At 31.1% G+C, this 15,862-nt stretch carries 12 protein-coding genes; 10 read left to right on the top strand and 2 right to left on the bottom strand.

Going from position 1 to position 15,862, the window contains the following annotated elements:
- Positions 1-3 precede the first annotated feature (3 nt).
- Positions 4-2,157 (bottom strand): peptide cleavage/export ABC transporter, encoded by a 2,154-nt coding sequence (locus N8M16_RS01125; RefSeq protein WP_261069505.1) that lies wholly within the window; start codon positions 2,155-2,157, stop codon positions 4-6.
- A gap of 308 nt (positions 2,158-2,465) precedes the next feature.
- Here N8M16_RS01125 and N8M16_RS01120 point away from each other — a divergent pair, with 308 nt between their 5' ends.
- The 7 genes from N8M16_RS01120 to N8M16_RS01090 all read left to right on the top strand — a co-directional run bounded on the left by N8M16_RS01120 (position 2,466) and on the right by N8M16_RS01090 (position 11,637).
- Complete coding sequence (locus N8M16_RS01120; protein WP_261069504.1) at positions 2,466-2,693, top strand: Blp family class II bacteriocin; 228 nt, start codon at positions 2,466-2,468, stop codon at positions 2,691-2,693.
- Between the two features lie 15 nt (positions 2,694-2,708).
- Positions 2,709-3,101, top strand: a complete 393-nt coding sequence (locus N8M16_RS01115) for a hypothetical protein (RefSeq protein WP_084946451.1) — start codon at positions 2,709-2,711, stop codon at positions 3,099-3,101.
- Complete coding sequence (locus tag N8M16_RS01110; protein WP_228114018.1) at positions 3,098-3,328, top strand: Blp family class II bacteriocin; 231 nt, start codon at positions 3,098-3,100, stop codon at positions 3,326-3,328. The genes N8M16_RS01115 and N8M16_RS01110 overlap by 4 nt, the downstream gene beginning before the upstream one ends.
- 1,084 nt (positions 3,329-4,412) lie before the next feature.
- A complete protein-coding gene (locus N8M16_RS01105; RefSeq protein ID WP_261069503.1) occupies positions 4,413-4,712 on the top strand; it encodes a bacteriocin immunity family protein in 300 nt (99 codons plus the stop codon).
- A gap of 972 nt (positions 4,713-5,684) precedes the next feature.
- On the top strand, positions 5,685-6,776 hold the full coding sequence (locus N8M16_RS01100) for a DUF6568 family protein (RefSeq protein ID WP_261069502.1): 1,092 nt from the start codon (positions 5,685-5,687) through the stop codon (positions 6,774-6,776).
- Between the two features lie 987 nt (positions 6,777-7,763).
- Positions 7,764-9,833 carry an AAA family ATPase gene (locus N8M16_RS01095; protein ID WP_261069501.1) on the top strand — a complete coding sequence of 690 codons (2,070 nt, stop codon included), beginning with the start codon at positions 7,764-7,766 and terminating at the stop codon, positions 9,831-9,833.
- The gene (locus N8M16_RS01090) at positions 9,820-11,637 is read left to right on the top strand and encodes a UvrD-helicase domain-containing protein (RefSeq protein WP_261069500.1); all 1,818 of its coding nucleotides are present in this window, start codon (positions 9,820-9,822) and stop codon (positions 11,635-11,637) included. The genes N8M16_RS01095 and N8M16_RS01090 overlap by 14 nt, the downstream gene beginning before the upstream one ends.
- Positions 11,638-11,732: 95 nt before the next feature.
- Here N8M16_RS01090 and N8M16_RS01085 read toward each other — a convergent pair whose 3' ends face one another.
- Positions 11,733-12,896 (bottom strand): ATP-binding protein, encoded by a 1,164-nt coding sequence (locus N8M16_RS01085; RefSeq protein ID WP_261069499.1) that lies wholly within the window; start codon positions 12,894-12,896, stop codon positions 11,733-11,735.
- A gap of 361 nt (positions 12,897-13,257) precedes the next feature.
- Here N8M16_RS01085 and N8M16_RS01080 point away from each other — a divergent pair, with 361 nt between their 5' ends.
- From N8M16_RS01080 to N8M16_RS01070, 3 genes are read left to right on the top strand one after another with little or no spacing between them, the layout of a single operon-like run.
- Positions 13,258-13,614 (top strand): SAG1252 family conjugative relaxosome accessory protein, encoded by a 357-nt coding sequence (locus N8M16_RS01080; RefSeq protein WP_261069498.1) that lies wholly within the window; start codon positions 13,258-13,260, stop codon positions 13,612-13,614.
- A gap of 4 nt (positions 13,615-13,618) precedes the next feature.
- Positions 13,619-13,984 (top strand): MobC family plasmid mobilization relaxosome protein, encoded by a 366-nt coding sequence (locus N8M16_RS01075; protein WP_002933308.1) that lies wholly within the window; start codon positions 13,619-13,621, stop codon positions 13,982-13,984.
- A complete protein-coding gene (locus N8M16_RS01070; protein WP_261069497.1) occupies positions 13,971-15,800 on the top strand; it encodes an SAG1250 family conjugative relaxase in 1,830 nt (609 codons plus the stop codon). Before N8M16_RS01075 ends, N8M16_RS01070 begins: the two co-directional genes overlap by 14 nt.
- Positions 15,801-15,862: the final 62 nt, after the last annotated feature.

Below are 15,862 nucleotides of genomic sequence, written 5' to 3'. Positions count from 1 at the left end.
TCCTTATTTGCTAAATAGATAATGATAGAAACCTTGTTTGGTAATCAATTCTTGATGAGAACCAGTTTCTATAACTTTCCCTTGGTTAAGGACAATGACTTGATTAGTTCGTTCAGATATACTAAGACGATGGGCAACAAAGATTATGGTCTTGTCAGTCATGGCCATCAAATTTTCAATAACCTTTTTTTCAGTTAAAACATCAAGTCCGCTGGTTGCTTCATCAAGAATAAGAACAGGAGCTTTAGTCAGTAAGGCTCTAGCCAAAGCAATCCGTTGTTTTTGACCACCTGATAAACCAGCTCCATCTGATAGTTCTGTTTGGTATCCCATAGGCATTTGTTCGATGTCTTGGCGAATTTCTGCTATCTCACAGGCTTTGATAATATCTTCTTGACTAATCATTTGATTAGCTCCCAAGGTCAGGTTTTCTAAGATTGATCCACTAAAAATATAAGCTTGTTGAGGTAGGTAGTTGATGTGTTGTCGAAGAACCTTTTTATCAATCATTTTGAGATCATTGTTGTTAATAGTGATTCGTCCCTTGTAAGGTTCAAAGAAGTTGACAATCATTTTAGCCAAGGTCGTTTTCCCTGATCCGCTAATTCCCACTATACTGACCTTATCACCTTGTTTGATAGTTAGATTTATGTTATTTAGGGTGTCGCGTCCAAAACCATATTTATATGAAATGTCTTCAAAACAAATATCACCAGCCAGAAACTGTGAACCGGTTAAGGTCTGAGTGTTTTTGAACTCAGATTCGACTAAGTAAACTTCATTAAGACGATTGTTGGCTACCTTTGCAGACTGAAGTTTTGTTTGGAGGTTAATGATATTTTCCAAGGGATTAGTAAAGTAAGATAAGAGTGTGTTAAACGTAATCAATTGTCCAATGGAAATTTTACCTGTCATAACTACCTGAGCACCAAACCACAAAATAACAATATTCAGTATGAGTTGAGCTCCTTGTTTAAGGCTGCTCTGTAGGATAGAATATTTACTGAGTTTGAAAGATTTGTCCAAATAATCCACAAACTCGCTATCAATCTTCTGGTATCGAGTTTCTTCACTAGTTAGGGATTTGATGGTTTCTATACCATTGATATCTTCAATAATAGCAGAGCTTACCATGGAATTGCTCTGCATGACATCATTATTCATCTTTTCAAAGGGCTTCATAAAAGCAAAAATAATGATGATGTAAATAGGAACTGAAATCAGTGAGAGAAGGAAGAGGTTGGTGTTTTGTACCAAGAGTACACTACCAACAATGATCAAGATAGAGACATCAAGGAAGAGTGACAAAATCGTCGAAGCTAGAGCGTCAATGATTGAATTGGCATCTGTAAAACGAGAGATGACCTCACCAGTTCGACGTGTCGCAAAGAAAGACATGGGGAGTTCAAAAATGTGGCGAATGTAAGAAAGAATAACATCAATACTTAATCGTTGACTAAGTACGGTTAAGAGGTAATCTCGTGAGAAACTCATCATCTGTTGCAGGATATAGGTGATAATCAGGCCAATGGAGATAATACCTAGGGTTGATTTCATCTGATTAGGGATGTATTCATCTAAAATTCCTTGAAGGTAGTAAGAGCCACCGATATTGATAAGGGTCACCAAGAGACTAGCTAACACGATATAAAAAATAAGTGAGCGTTGCCTGAAAATTAAGGGGAGAAAGCTCATCAATCCATTTTTTTTATCCTTATGAGGTTTATAGCTGGGAGCTGGAGCCAGAAAGATAGCTACACCTGTCCATTCAGAAGCAAATCTCTCCTTGGTCATTTTTGTTACTTTGACAGTAGGGTCAGGATCACCAATGATAAGATGGTCTTTTATATTTTTATAGACAACGTAGTAGTGTTGTAGTTTACCCTCTTTATTAACATGAACGATAAAAGGATATGGTATGTCTTCCATTTCAAAGAGGCTCATATCCGCTTGGATGGCTCTTGTTTCAAAACTCATTTCTTTGGCTGCTTTGACGATACCAAGAGCGGTCGTTCCTTCTTTATTTGTTTTAGCTAGTTCTCGCAAATGAGCTAAGGAATAGTCAGAACCATAAAACTTTGAAATAGACGCTAAAGCGGCGACTCCACAGTCCCTAGCGTCGATTTGAGGGACAAAGGTCCGTTTGTAAGATGTCATTTTTCAAATCCTTTCTTGTTATTTACAAGACTATTATGACAAAAAATAGGTAGAAAAAGTGCTCAAATCTTAAATGGAGCATATAATATCTTGAATGGTATTTTGGAGTTTGAAAATTAGTTAACACCATTTTGTTAACGGCATATTTTAAATCATAAATGGTTACAAATCATGAAAAAAATACGTTTCATGATGAAAATCGTACATTTAAAGACTTCGCGGAAAAAGCAGTCTTTATTCTGATATACTAAAAATGTCAAGATTGCAATCCGACAAAAATAATAAAAATTAATATGGAGGTATTCCTCATGGAAACAAAGACACCGATTCAATTTAATATTTTGAATACCGAAATGCTAGCTAGCATTGAGGGAGGAGCAGTTAGTGCAGGGGAAGTTGCTCGGGCGACAGGAATTTGCACATTAGCAGGAGCAGCGATTGGTAGTTTGGTTGCACCAGGAGCTGGAACTTGGGCTGGAGGTATTTTAGGAGCACAATATTGCACAGGTATATGGGCTCTCGCTAGATCTTTATAGAAAAGGGGGTAGCTAATGAAAAGTGGGGAATTTAGGCTAATTTTAGCTCTTTTTACGTCTTTTTTTATAATAGGTGCGCTTGGAATAGTTCTAAATGTTACAATAAGCGAAGTTTTAGTTCTTTCTGTAGGTAGTGTGTTTTTTGAGTTGCTGATTCACTTATTAACGCATAATAAGAAGAGAGGAAACATTAGTTCTGAACTATGCTTTAATCGATACAAGCAATTTATTAAAAAGATTTCAGCACCTACTTTTTTTCTATTACTACTATCAATTATCTTTGTTGTTATAGATGGCTATAAGTCATTTTCTGTATTATTTTATACTCATATATTTGTAGTATTATTCACAGTAGGATACATTATTTGCTCAAATAATATCGAATTACATATTTCAAAAAAGAAATGAGGTTACGTATGAATAAATTAAATATTCACTTTATGGAGTTAAAAAATGAAGAATTGTCCTGTGTTTTAGGTGGAGGACAACGTGAGGGAGAGGCTGTTCTTGCGGGGGCGGCAGGTGCTGTAGAAGCGGCGATGTCTTGTGCTCCTGCTGGTCCGTATGTCATTGCAGCATGCGCTGTTGGTGGAGCAATCTATGGTGGATTTTGGGGTTATGTATTCGGTTCATAAATAGAATTCTTGTGCGGGAAGAATATTTGTTTTGCATTGATTAGAATTGATTGATATTTTGTCTTCAAAATAAAATGCTACCAAATTTAATATTTGAATGTGTGTACTGGCCCCCAAAAGTTAGATTTTTCTGTCTAACTTTGGGAGCCAGTACAGTGTTAGCGTTTTACTTACAGTATATAATAATAAATTATTTTGAGACGTAGTAGTAAAGTGATTGAGCTATAGATATGATGAGGATGGAAATATGGAGAATGTTATAATGAATGTAGTTAATCATCTCTTGCTAAAGATTGAATGGATAGTAAGTAATATATTTATAAAAATGAGCATACTTTGGATGCTTATTTGGTTTCTATACTATTTAAAGAGTGATTTAGCAATGTATTTCTTATTTTTTGGAAATGGCTTTTTATTATTGCTAATAATTTTTCGATTTGCACTGTATCAAATTAAACTAGTAATGCAAAATGATATTAAGTAATTGTGTCTAGATTATATTTTGGGGAATCAGATTATAATCATTCTGGACGTTTTCAAGACTTTTTGGGATTTGTATAATAAAACTTGGTGAAGCTATCATAGCCTTTTGTGAAGGAACTGGATCTTTTTTCTACGATATAGAAAGTTGAGGTTCAAATGAAGCGTTATTTGATATGCGTAATTAGTTTTATAATGACAGTTTTAGTCCTAAAAATTTTATTCGAATCAAATACTATTATTCATAAGTTTATTGCTATATTAGGTATTACTATGTATTACAGAGGTATTTTTAGAGAGTATAAAAAATATTCAAATCATTTCAGATTTTTAAATTTTATAATATTTGTATTTTTTTGACACAATAAAATTATCAAGTACTAGGAGGTATTCCATATGGATGGTATGCACCATTTAGATATATTTCAGATAACATTATTTGTAGGGATGGTTATCGATATACGCAATCGAATTGGAACTTTGGTAATTGTTAAATTAATGTTGAATCTGTAGTAAATGGTGTTGTATCACAAATGGCTATGGCAATAGCAGGAGCAGGTGGGAACAGACCTAGATAATAATAAGAGGGTATAGAGGATGATTCATGAATAAAAAAACAGAAGAAATTCTCAACAAGGTTTATAATTTGATTTTAGATCCAGAGATTCGTCAAAACGAACGAGATATTTTATTACATTATAAAACTCGATTAGAGAATACAAAAAATGAGCAGAGAGTTGTCATGGAGTTGGCAGAAGCTCTTTGCCAACAAGCTGTTAGTAGTATTCATAGTCATAAATCATTGAGTCCAAAGACTGCAACATTTTATAAAGAAATTGCAGCATATGGACAATTGAGTAAAAATCTAGCTCAAGGATTAATTTCTTTGGGGATAACGATATAAGGAAAAATGAGTATAATAAACTCATCTAGCTTTTAACAAGATGAAACAATTCATATAAATATTCATGATGAATACAATGGTGAAACAATAGGTATTATGATGTATTACAGAGATGTTTTTAGAGAATATAAAAGATATTAAAATCATTTCAAATTAGTTAAATTTCATAATCTTAATTTAACTAATTTGTACAACATAATAATCAAAGAGGCTGGGAAAAGTCTTTAAAATCAGAAAAACGCATATTATCAGGCATTGAATCTTGATATTATGCGTTTTATTGTAGTGAGATTCACATTATTTTTCCTAAAAATGAGTTTTTGACTAGCCTAATTTTTTGGGTACGACGAGCAGGTCAAGTATCTCATCTGAGGTATAAGTTCTCCGTGAGCACCCGCTACTGGTGGGCTAAATAGTTACTCGTAAGCAGGATAATCATGAGGTAGTAGGAAGAGGAAGGGATAGTAGATGAGGGATTTCAGAACTCTAAAGTTCAAATAGGTATATGTAAATCACGGGAGTAATGAGGAAAGATGTACAACTTATATATTGAGGTGAGATTCTGATGATAGCTGAAAGCATAGTAACAACAAAACATGAGAAGTCAGTCAATCCTATAGTAGTCAGGATGATTCTATAATGGAAGTGGAGCGAAAGGGTGGGTACACAATTGAAAGTAGAATTGTCTGTTTTTATTATTTGTTTGGTAGGATGGTAGTATGTGGCTATTGTTCATAAAATATTGGACACACAAATAGAACGCTTATGTAGCCTGAGAGAGGAGGTAGTTAAGAAATCTTTGTAACAAATAAATATGATTGTGTTAATCATTATTTTGAAAGCAAATGATGTTTCTATTCTGCAGAGCGAAAAATACCATTTCAGTATAATATAGCTACCTTTTAGGATTTGCTTAAAAATTTAGTTTTAAAATGTGTAAAATAAAATTATCAATCAAAAAGGAGCCACGTTATGAAGAAGTATTTATTACAATCTTTATTAGTTAGTACCGTAGCGTTAGTTACCATTAGTCCGAATCTTGTTTTGGCTGAAAGTGCTGAAACAAAATTTTCTGATACAGTGCCATCAGCTTTAAATTTAGAACCAGCTGTTACAGAAACCACTGGAGAATCTTTAACTGAACAAAAGTCTAGCGATAGAGAAAATGAAAGTAACGTTCAGCAATCTACGAAAGAAATTATTAAGAAAGAAACTGAAGATATGAAATCAGTTACATCTGAAGAATACGCTTCAAATGTATCTGATTTTAATAAAATTAGTATTGCTGAAGTTCGTCAGATATTCACTTCAGAAGATTCGGAACATACTTTATATTTTGGAAGAGGGACATGTTATCATTGTCGTGAATTTTCTGGAGTATTGAAAGAGTTTAATATGCTGATTGATAAAAAGTTAGAATATTACGATATAGATGGTGAGGATTTTGATGATTCTGCTAAAGAGTTCATTTTTAAAACAATCGGTATTCCTGGAACGCCAACAATTATTTATTTTAAAAATGGTAAAACTATTTCTGGTTGGGTTGGTGGAGGAATAACTGCACAACAACTTTACGATTATCTCTATTTTGGAAAAACTGATGAGAAGCCGAAAAGAGAATTTGAAAATGATAATAAAAATATTATAAATCCAAAGAATTCAATGCAAACTATAGATATTAAAGAGGATACAGTTAAAATTAAAACAATTACAAATCAAATCCCTAAAGATATTCCACTATCTGACGAAAATTTACAGAAAAAGATTGTAGTTAAATCACAAGATACTTTTGGAAAGACTATTGAAAATATAGAGGATAATTCTAAAGATAGTGTGGTTGGTGTTAAAAATCAGGAGAATCCTGAACTACTTTACAGTAAATTTAATGAATATAAATCAGATTTTATAGCATCAACTAATTTTAAAAAAATAGAATCGGAAGTAAAAAATTTACCCCAAACAGGAGAAGAACAATCGATTAACTTTGTTCGTTTAGGAATCGCCTTATTTATTACTGGAATTCTTATAATAAGTAGTCATTTAAATACTAAAAATGAAGTATAAGATCATAAGAGTATAGTAACCTACTGGAAATAGATCACATTAGATATTTATGAGAAACAATGTAGATAATCTTTTTACCAAATTTTCAAAATAAAAATAAGTAAATAAATTGAGAAATTTACCTAAGTAGGAAATAGATTTCTCAATTTATTTTATTGTGGGAGGATTTGATTCGCTTTTACAGTAATTAAGTTCATTTATCAATCTCTTTTTATTATATTTAAGAATATTTGAAGACAGCATTTTAGAAAACAATTATGGAGTTTTAATACGGAGTATAGTATAAATGCTGATTCAAAGTGAGGTTTTGTATGTTTGTTTCTTTTGTTGAGTATAAGATTTATTATCACTAGTATACCATAAATTAATCTTTAGTATCTTGATTTGTATAATGATTTTTTTAGTTAAAATTAGATGATATTGGCCAACTATAAATTAAAACACTGTTTTGAAATTATATCGAATACTTTTGAGTCAATTACAAACTTACAACAACTAGAGAGTTGTGTAGTTTGAAGGAAATAAGTACAAGTTTATTAGAAAAGTAACATTTTATAGGATTATCACGAAAAATTCTAATTTTAGTATTATACTTTCTATTAATTTAGAACCTATTTTTTTAATTTTTAAATGTTATAATAGTGTTATCAAGTAAAAGGAGCATACTATAATTGGTAACAATATAAAATTCTACTAAAGACACATGGCATGACAAAAACAGATTTGCTCGAATTGTATAAATTTTAGTCAATAGCCCTTAGCTGTTATAAAAACGGAACAAGTACCATTTCAACAGAATTTATAGACACTATTTGCCAGGAATTCATAGAAGATGTGTCTATGCTTGAAAAATAGATCAAGGTTAAGCATCTGTCACTCTTCAATGATGCCTTTTTGGGTAATAGAGTAAGGTTGAGGAAGATATGTTGAAGGTGGAAAATAGCACTTAAAATTAAAACAATTGAATTTAGGAAACGAGGACAAGTAATGAAGTTAACAAAAATGGTTATTAATAATTTTAGATCTTTTGGGGAGTGTCAAGCAATTAACTTTAATAATCAAACTGTACTGATAGGGAATAATAGTTCAGGAAAGACAACTGTATTACAGGCATTGAGTAAATTATTTTCAGATAAACAAAGTGATAGAATCATTCGAAAAAGTGATTTTCATTTACCAAAAGGGTTAAGACCTGGTGAAAACACAAGAAATCTTTTTATAGAAACTATTTTTGAGTTTGATGAACTTGATGGAACTGTCTATGGACCAGCCATTCCAACATTTTTCGAGCACTTTACAGTTTCTCAAGATGGTGCAAAACCTTTTTTACGAATCAGATTAGAATCTTCCTGGGAAGATGATGGAACAGTTGAAGGAAGTGTTGATACTCAAATCTATTATATTTCATCTGATGAAGAAATCATTAAAGATGAGGACAGGCATCGTGCTCCTAGAAATGATTTAGATAAAATTAGGGTACTTTATGTACCAGCTTCAAGAACTCCTGAGAAGGAGTTGGGGAATGCTTCTGGTAGTATGTTAAGTAGGTTAGTAAATAGTATAAATTGGACTGAAGATGAAATAAAGGAAATTACCGATAAAATTGGTGAGGTGAATAATACTTTTTTATCTGACAATGGAGCATTAGCTAAGATCAACCAAGGGATTCAAAAATCGTGGGTACTGTATCATGAAGATAAACGATTCTCTCAGGCAGAGTTAACTATTAATTCTTCTGAGTTGGCGGTAGCCCTCAGACAGATCGACTTAAAATTTTCACCAACAACTACTGAAGAAGCATTTACGGTTTCGGATTTAGGAGATGGATTAAGATCTATCTTTTATTTTTCACTTGTTAATTCGATACTTGATATTGAATTAACAATTACAAAAGATCGTGAAGAGAATCCTGATAATCCAAGATTTAAGTTGGTTCCTCCAATACTAACTATCTTAGCAATAGAGGAACCGGAAAATCATATTGCTCCTCATCATATTGGAAAACTCGTAAAAAGATTCAAACAATTAAGTAATAATGATAACTCTCAAGTAATTTTAACGTCACATTCTCCAGCAATTGTAAAAAGGATTTCACCAGAAGATTTGAAGTATTTAAGAATTGACAATAATGGCAGAGTTTGCCAAACCACTATTTCTGATATAAAGCTACCTCAAGCTATTGATGAATCTTATAAATACATTAAGGGAGCAATTCAAGCTTATCCTGAACTATATTTTACCAAGTTAGTAGTTCTAGGTGAAGGTGATAGTGAGGAGCTACTATTACAAAAGTTTTTTGATTTACTTGGACGGGAAATTGATAGTTCTCAGATTTCAGTGGTCCCTTTAGGAGGTAGGCATGTTAACTATTTTTGGAAATTATTGACTGCTCTCAAAATTCCTTATATTACCATATTGGATTTTGATAATGAGAGATATGGAGGTGGTTGGGGAAGAATAAAATACATTTCTCAACATCTGTATGAGCTGAACACAGAGTTTCAAGAATGGTTCAATACTCAGGAACTTGATTTTAATGAAATTGGGTCACGAGGGTGTGAATCAATAGGAGCTAAACGTCTGATTAATTGGTTTAATAAACTCGAAGAATTTAATGTCTACTTTTCATCGCCTTTAGATATTGATTTCTTGATGCTACAACATTATAAAGACCATTATCTGAATACTTTATCCACAATAGAAGGACCAGTTGTTTCATATAATGATTCGGATGGAAGTAGTAAAAAAGTGAAATTGAGTGATTTAGACTGTCTTGATAGATTGCAGTTAGAAGGTTTCAACAAACGTAAAGAGGAAGCAATAAGAGCTACTTTAAAAGATAAGAGTGGGTCAGGTGATAGTTTTACTGAAGAGGAAAAGGAACTAATGATTTGGTATCAATATTTCTTTTTAGGTAGAGGAAAACCAACAACTCATATGCAATTTTTATCATCTATTAGCGATGATGAATTAAAAAGATTTCTACCTCCTGTGTTTGAAAAAATGGTTAAACGTGCTGAAGAATTACTTGGAGATATTGAACATGATGAGGAGTGAAGAGTGGCATCCTAAAGGAGATATTGATTTAGAGGAGGCTGCTTTAGGAGCTGTCAAGGATGTGACCAACAGTCTAGTCATTGCTGGACCCGGTGCGGGAAAAACTGAATTATTGGCTCAAAAGTTAGACTATCTTTTCTCTACAAATAAATGTATTTCTCCGAAAAAAATTTTAGCACTAAGTTTTAAGACAGACGCCGCATCAAACTTGAAAGAAAGAGTGAAAAAACGGTATGGTGAGGAGTATGCTTCTCGATTTACCTCTTTAACCTACTCAGCATTTGAAAAGAGAATTTTAGATCAGTTTAGAAATGCTCTCCCTGAAGATATAAGACCAGCAAGAGACTACTTGATTGATGATTGGGATGTTATAAAAGAAACACTTTATGAAAATGACATTAATGTTCATGGGATGAGAATGTCAGATATAAGAAGTTATGTCGAAAACATCATACTTAACGATGGGTATAATCACAAGTTTAAAACTGACTTATTAAAAGGAGCACTGGATAATAAGCCTGTTCTCCTTTATAGACAAATAACTAAGTTGGCTACTCATATAATAGATACAAACGAATATATTCGTAAAGCGCTTCAAATGACATACGATTTTGTATTTCTAGATGAATTTCAGGATACTACATATGCCCAGTATAATTTATTAAAAACTTGTTTTTTAGGTTCGTCTTGTAAATTAACAGCAGTTGGAGATAATAAGCAAGCCATTATGAGATGGGCAGGTGCGAATCCTGATATTTTTCCAGACTATATTCAAGACTTTAATTCAAATGAATATCAATTGTTGATGAATCACCGTTCTGTACCTAAACTTGTAGAATTTCAAAAAGAGGTTCATCAGATATTAAATAGTAATCACAGTTCTATTCAGACAAATAATTATCCAGAATTTCAAGAGGGTGAAATAACATTATTTGAATTTGAAAATGAAAGTTTAGAAGCTGAGTTAATTGCAAATGATATAGAATCAAAAATTCAAGGAGGTATACGACCATCAGAAATTTGTATCCTAGCAAAACAGAAGGTTGATGATTATAGTTCAAAATTGATAACTACATTAAGCAGTAAAGGGATTAAAGCAAGAATTGAAAATGAATATCAAGAGCTTTTAAAAGACCCTACTTGTAACCTATTATTAGATTTAATATCATGCAGTCAAGGAAAACGAGATCCTTTAATTTGGGAAAATATTAGTAATTTTTATGGAAATATCAATGGAATAGATGAATTTACTGATGAATTAATTTTAGCAAAATCCTATAAGGAGATTGACAATATAGTTAGCGATATTACTTACCTAATTTCAAATTTTATTCCCAATGAAGAAGGTATGCTAAAATTAATTGATTGTATTATTGAAAAAATAGATGAAAAAAGAATTATTTCCAATTTTTCAACATACAATGGAAAAAGTGACCTAGATATCATTGTCAAGAACTTTTCAAAGTTATTATACAAAGAATATTCTCAAACACAAGGTGAATGGCTAGATATAGTCTCTAGTTTCAAGGGTGAAAACTCAATTCCAATTATGACTATCCATAAGAGTAAAGGATTAGAATATGAGGCAGTTTATTTTTTAGGGCTGGAGGATTCTGCATTCTGGAGTTTTAATGATCAACCAGAAGAAGATAAAAGTGCGTTCTTTGTCGCACTTTCAAGAGCAAAAAGTTATCTAATCTTTACGTACTGTAAATTGAGAAATAATAGGTCGCAAAACAATAGAAAGATTAATGAAATCTATTCATTACTGATTCAATCTAGTTTAGTTGATGTTGTTGATTAATAATGATTAAGGTATAGGAATTAATTTTTTTAAATAAACTAATTCCTATGCCTTGTATTGCATGTTTGAGTAGTTGAAAATGTGATAGTAGATTATCAAGATATACTTTTTTGAAAACTTTTTAATAACTTAATTAAGTTTAGTTCAGTTAAGTTTTTTTCATTTTCTTGACTATTATAGTCAGGATTTTTTTGTTTCGCCTTTTTAAAGTACAAATTCAAATCTTTTTTTGAAACGACTAGTTGCTTCATTATCTCTTCTATTGAAAAATTACTTTTTATTAAGTTGTGAGTCTTTCCCAATTCTATTTTATCATCATAAATTACTATATTATTTTTAAATCTATCTAAAGGATATTTTTCGAGACCAGGTATTGAAGAAAATACTTTCAGCAATTGGTACTTTAAAGTATTTTTGTATAAACAGTGATAATAAATAGTCTCCTGATAATCTATTTTAAAACTTTCTACTTCAGGGGAAGGGACTAGACAATTACCTTGATCTAAATACATAGCCATACATTCGTCAATTGTAAGATGACGATATCGAAGTTGTACTAATTGCCAATCAATATTAGTCTGATATTGATTTAAACTATAAGGCATAGTTTTGACACGATTTGCATCATCGTCGGTAAGTTTAATATAAAAATCGGGATTAGGATTATAAATAAAAAATCTTCCGTCTTCATTTTCAATGAAGAACCAATTTTTATAGTCTTTTAAAACATGAAAATACTGCTCTTTGATATTTAAGTCAGTATGATTAAACTTTTGAAACAACTTATTTATTAACTCAAAAGGAGCAGAGGAGTCTTTAGGAGTATTTATAGGGCCATTTCTAGCATATATTAATCCTTTTGGTAATGCAGTATCTTTCTTAGGCTTATAATCTTTTGTTAAAAATACAGGAACTTTATCTGTATCATGAATAATTAAGATGTCAATTTCTTTGTTGTCTATAGTTTCAGTTTGTATGCTAATTTTAATTTGATTATTTGTTGATATAAAGAGTTTATGTAGTAAATCTGTTAGATCTTCTTCATTTCTTCTATTATCATCATTGTTTACACCGATTATATCTAAAGTGATATTATCAATTCCAAAGATGATATAACAATCTTCGTGGTGTGATGTATTGACAAAATTTAAGATATCACGCACCAATTCAGTTTTTGAATGATGCCATTTTTGTTTAAAATCATGAAACTCATCTTCGGGGGTATTCAATAGTAAATGTATTTGATCTAGACTCAGCATTTTTATTTCTCCAAATATTAGTTTACAGAAATTTTATCATAGAATCAGAGAAAGTCAATCATAACTATATTAGCTGTGATACCTTTTCCAAATCTTCCCTGTTATCCTAATATCATTCATAGAAAATCAATTTTTGATTTTCTATGGGGGTTTGGGGGCGAAGTCACCAAGTTTTCTTATCGTTGGCTGTCAAAACTAGAAGGTTTTGATAGGCTGGCGATATGATTTTTGGGATATTGTGGACACAATATCTGAGCTCGCAAAGCCTTACAAAAATGTTGAATCTATTTTGAAAAATGTACTGACAGTGTCTGTAAGCTTACATTGTCAGTACAGGTATCGATGAGGGTGGAAAAGTCATATGAAAAGAGATATACGTAGTATTCGGAAACAATTTCGCTTAACAGAAACAGAAGAAAAACAAATACTAGATTTAATGAAAGAGAAAGGAGAGGATAATTTTTCTGATTTTCTCCGTAAAAGCTTACTATTGTCTGATGGACAAAAACAGATGGAAAAATGGTTCAACCTTTGGAAAAAACAAAAGTTGGAACAAATTAGCCGTGATGTTCATGAAGTATTCATAATTGCTAAAACAAATCATCAGGTTACTCACGAAAATGTTTCTATTTTGTTAACTTGTATTCAGGAATTAATTAAAGAGGTAGAAAAAACAGGTCCTCTTAGTGAAGATTTTCGTAACAAATACATGAGGTAGTAGAGTGGAGCACCGATATAGAACAAATTTAAAAAAAGTCTTTCTATCTGATTTAGAATTAGTCAAATTGAATGAAAATATCTCAAAAAGTAACTGCTTATCATTCTCAGAATATGCTAGACGAACTCTACTAGATCCTGGTATGAATTTTATCACCATTGATACAAATAGTTATCAAGATTTGATTTTTGAATTAAAACGAATCGGAAATAATATTAATCAAATAGCCAGAAGCATAAATTATTCGAACTTAATAACGGAAGTTGAATTAGATGAATTGAGAAAAGGTATAGAAGAGTTAATAGTAGAAGTGGAGAAAGATTTTCTTATCCAATCTGAAAAATTGAGGAAATTTTATGGTCATCACTAAACACTTTGCGATACATGGAAAAAATTATCGTTGTAAATTAATTAAATATATTTTGAATCCAAGTAAAACAAAAAACCTAACACTAGTTTCAGATTTTGGTATGAGAAATTATTTAGATTTTCCAAGTTATAAAGAACTAGTGAAGATGTACAATGATAATTTTTTAAGTAATGATACTCTTTATGAATTTCGTTATGATAGGCGAGAAGTAAATCAACGAAAAATTCATTCTCATCACATCATTCAGTCCTTTTCTCCAGATGACCATCTCACTCCTGAACAAATCAATCGGATTGGTTATGAGACAGTTAAAGAGTTGACAGGAGGTATATTTCGTTTCATTGTAGCAACTCATGTGGATAAAGATCATATCCACAATCACATCATCCTAAATTCAATTGATCAGAATTCTGATAAAAAGTTTCTATGGGATTATAAGGCAGAACATAATCTACGAATGGTTTCTGATCGTCTTTCAAAAATTGCAGGGGCAAAAATTATAGAAAATCGTTATTCGCATCGTCAGTATGAAGTCTATCGCAAAACAAATTACAAATATGAAATAAAACAACGAGTATATTTTCTAATCGAGAACTCGAAAAATTTTGAAGATTTCAAGAAAAAAGCAAAAGCTTTACATTTAAAAATTGATTTTAGACACAAGCATGTTACTTTTTTTATGACTGATTCAAATATGAAGCAAGTCGTACGTGATAGTAAATTGAGTAGAAAACAACCTTATAATGAAACTTATTTTAAGAAAAAGTTTGTTCAAAGGGAAATCATAAACATCTTAGAATTTTTACTTCCGAAAATGAAGAATATGAATGAATTGGTTCAACGAGCAGAATTTTTTGGATTAGAAATAATTCCTAAAGAAAAACATGTTCAATTTAAATTTGATGAGATTATGATTTCAGAGCAGGAATTGGTAAAAACGAATCTGTATAGTGTTAGTTATTTTCAAGACTATTTTAATAACAAAAATGAAACTGTTGTCTTAGATAATAAAAATTTAGTTGAACTTTACAATGAAGAAAAGCTAATTAAAGAAAAAAAGTTGCCGACAGAAGAGGTGGTATGGAAATCCTATCAAGATTTCAAGAGAAATAGGGATGCAGTTCATGAGTTTGAGGTAGAGTTGAATCTTAATCAAATAGAAGAAGTAGTAGACGATGGAATGTACATTAAGGTACATTTTGGCATCCGACAAGAAGGACTTATTTTTGTACCAAATATTCAAATCAATATGGAAGAAGAAAAAGTTAAAGTATTTCTCAGAGAAACTAGTTCTTACTATGTATACCATAAAGATTCAGCAGAAAAAAATCGCTTTATGAAAGGTAAAACTTTGATTAGGCAATTTAATCTTCAGTATGAACCGCAGTATATGTATAGAAGAATTCCTCTTAGCAAAATTAAAGAAAAAATTGAACAATTAGATTTTCTTATATCAGTGGAAAATAGTCCGAATGCTTTTGAAGATATAACCAAGGATTTCATTGCCCAAATATCATATCTAGAGAATATGATTAAACAAGTTCAAAATAAAATTAATGATTTAACTAGTTTAGAGGAAGTATTGTTGAAAGATACGACAAATAGTTCTAGCAATTTAGAAAATAGTATTCAAGGTAAAAGTTCAGTAGATACAATAGAGAAGGATTTATACATATATAAAGGAAAGATTGAAACACTGAAGGAACAACATAGAGAAGCAATAAATTTATTTGAAATGTTTAATAAAACAATAAAGAAATATAAGAAAAAACAAAATACGAAATCCATTAAGGAAAATGAGATACATTTAGAGTAAATAGTTTCCTAAAAAGTATATATAGAATAGTTTCATGTGCCAATTTGTCACATATTTAAAAA

This window comes from Streptococcus mitis, assembly GCF_946188375.1.
GTDB classification, from domain to species: domain Bacteria; phylum Bacillota; class Bacilli; order Lactobacillales; family Streptococcaceae; genus Streptococcus; species Streptococcus mitis_CX.
The sequence above is the reverse complement of the archived record's forward strand: the minus strand, read 5'-3'. Positions and strand labels throughout refer to the sequence as shown.

Coding starts and splice junctions, on each gene's coding strand:
- N8M16_RS01125 (WP_261069505.1), bottom strand. CDS start 2,157: ATGACATCTTACAAACGGACCTTTGTCCCTCAAATCGACGCTAGGGAC.
- N8M16_RS01120 (WP_261069504.1), top strand. CDS start 2,466: ATGGAAACAAAGACACCGATTCAATTTAATATTTTGAATACCGAAATG.
- N8M16_RS01115 (WP_084946451.1), top strand. CDS start 2,709: ATGAAAAGTGGGGAATTTAGGCTAATTTTAGCTCTTTTTACGTCTTTT.
- N8M16_RS01110 (WP_228114018.1), top strand. CDS start 3,098: ATGAGGTTACGTATGAATAAATTAAATATTCACTTTATGGAGTTAAAA.
- N8M16_RS01105 (WP_261069503.1), top strand. CDS start 4,413: ATGAATAAAAAAACAGAAGAAATTCTCAACAAGGTTTATAATTTGATT.
- N8M16_RS01100 (WP_261069502.1), top strand. CDS start 5,685: ATGAAGAAGTATTTATTACAATCTTTATTAGTTAGTACCGTAGCGTTA.
- N8M16_RS01095 (WP_261069501.1), top strand. CDS start 7,764: ATGAAGTTAACAAAAATGGTTATTAATAATTTTAGATCTTTTGGGGAG.
- N8M16_RS01090 (WP_261069500.1), top strand. CDS start 9,820: ATGATGAGGAGTGAAGAGTGGCATCCTAAAGGAGATATTGATTTAGAG.
- N8M16_RS01085 (WP_261069499.1), bottom strand. CDS start 12,896: ATGCTGAGTCTAGATCAAATACATTTACTATTGAATACCCCCGAAGAT.
- N8M16_RS01080 (WP_261069498.1), top strand. CDS start 13,258: ATGAAAAGAGATATACGTAGTATTCGGAAACAATTTCGCTTAACAGAA.
- N8M16_RS01070 (WP_261069497.1), top strand. CDS start 13,971: ATGGTCATCACTAAACACTTTGCGATACATGGAAAAAATTATCGTTGT.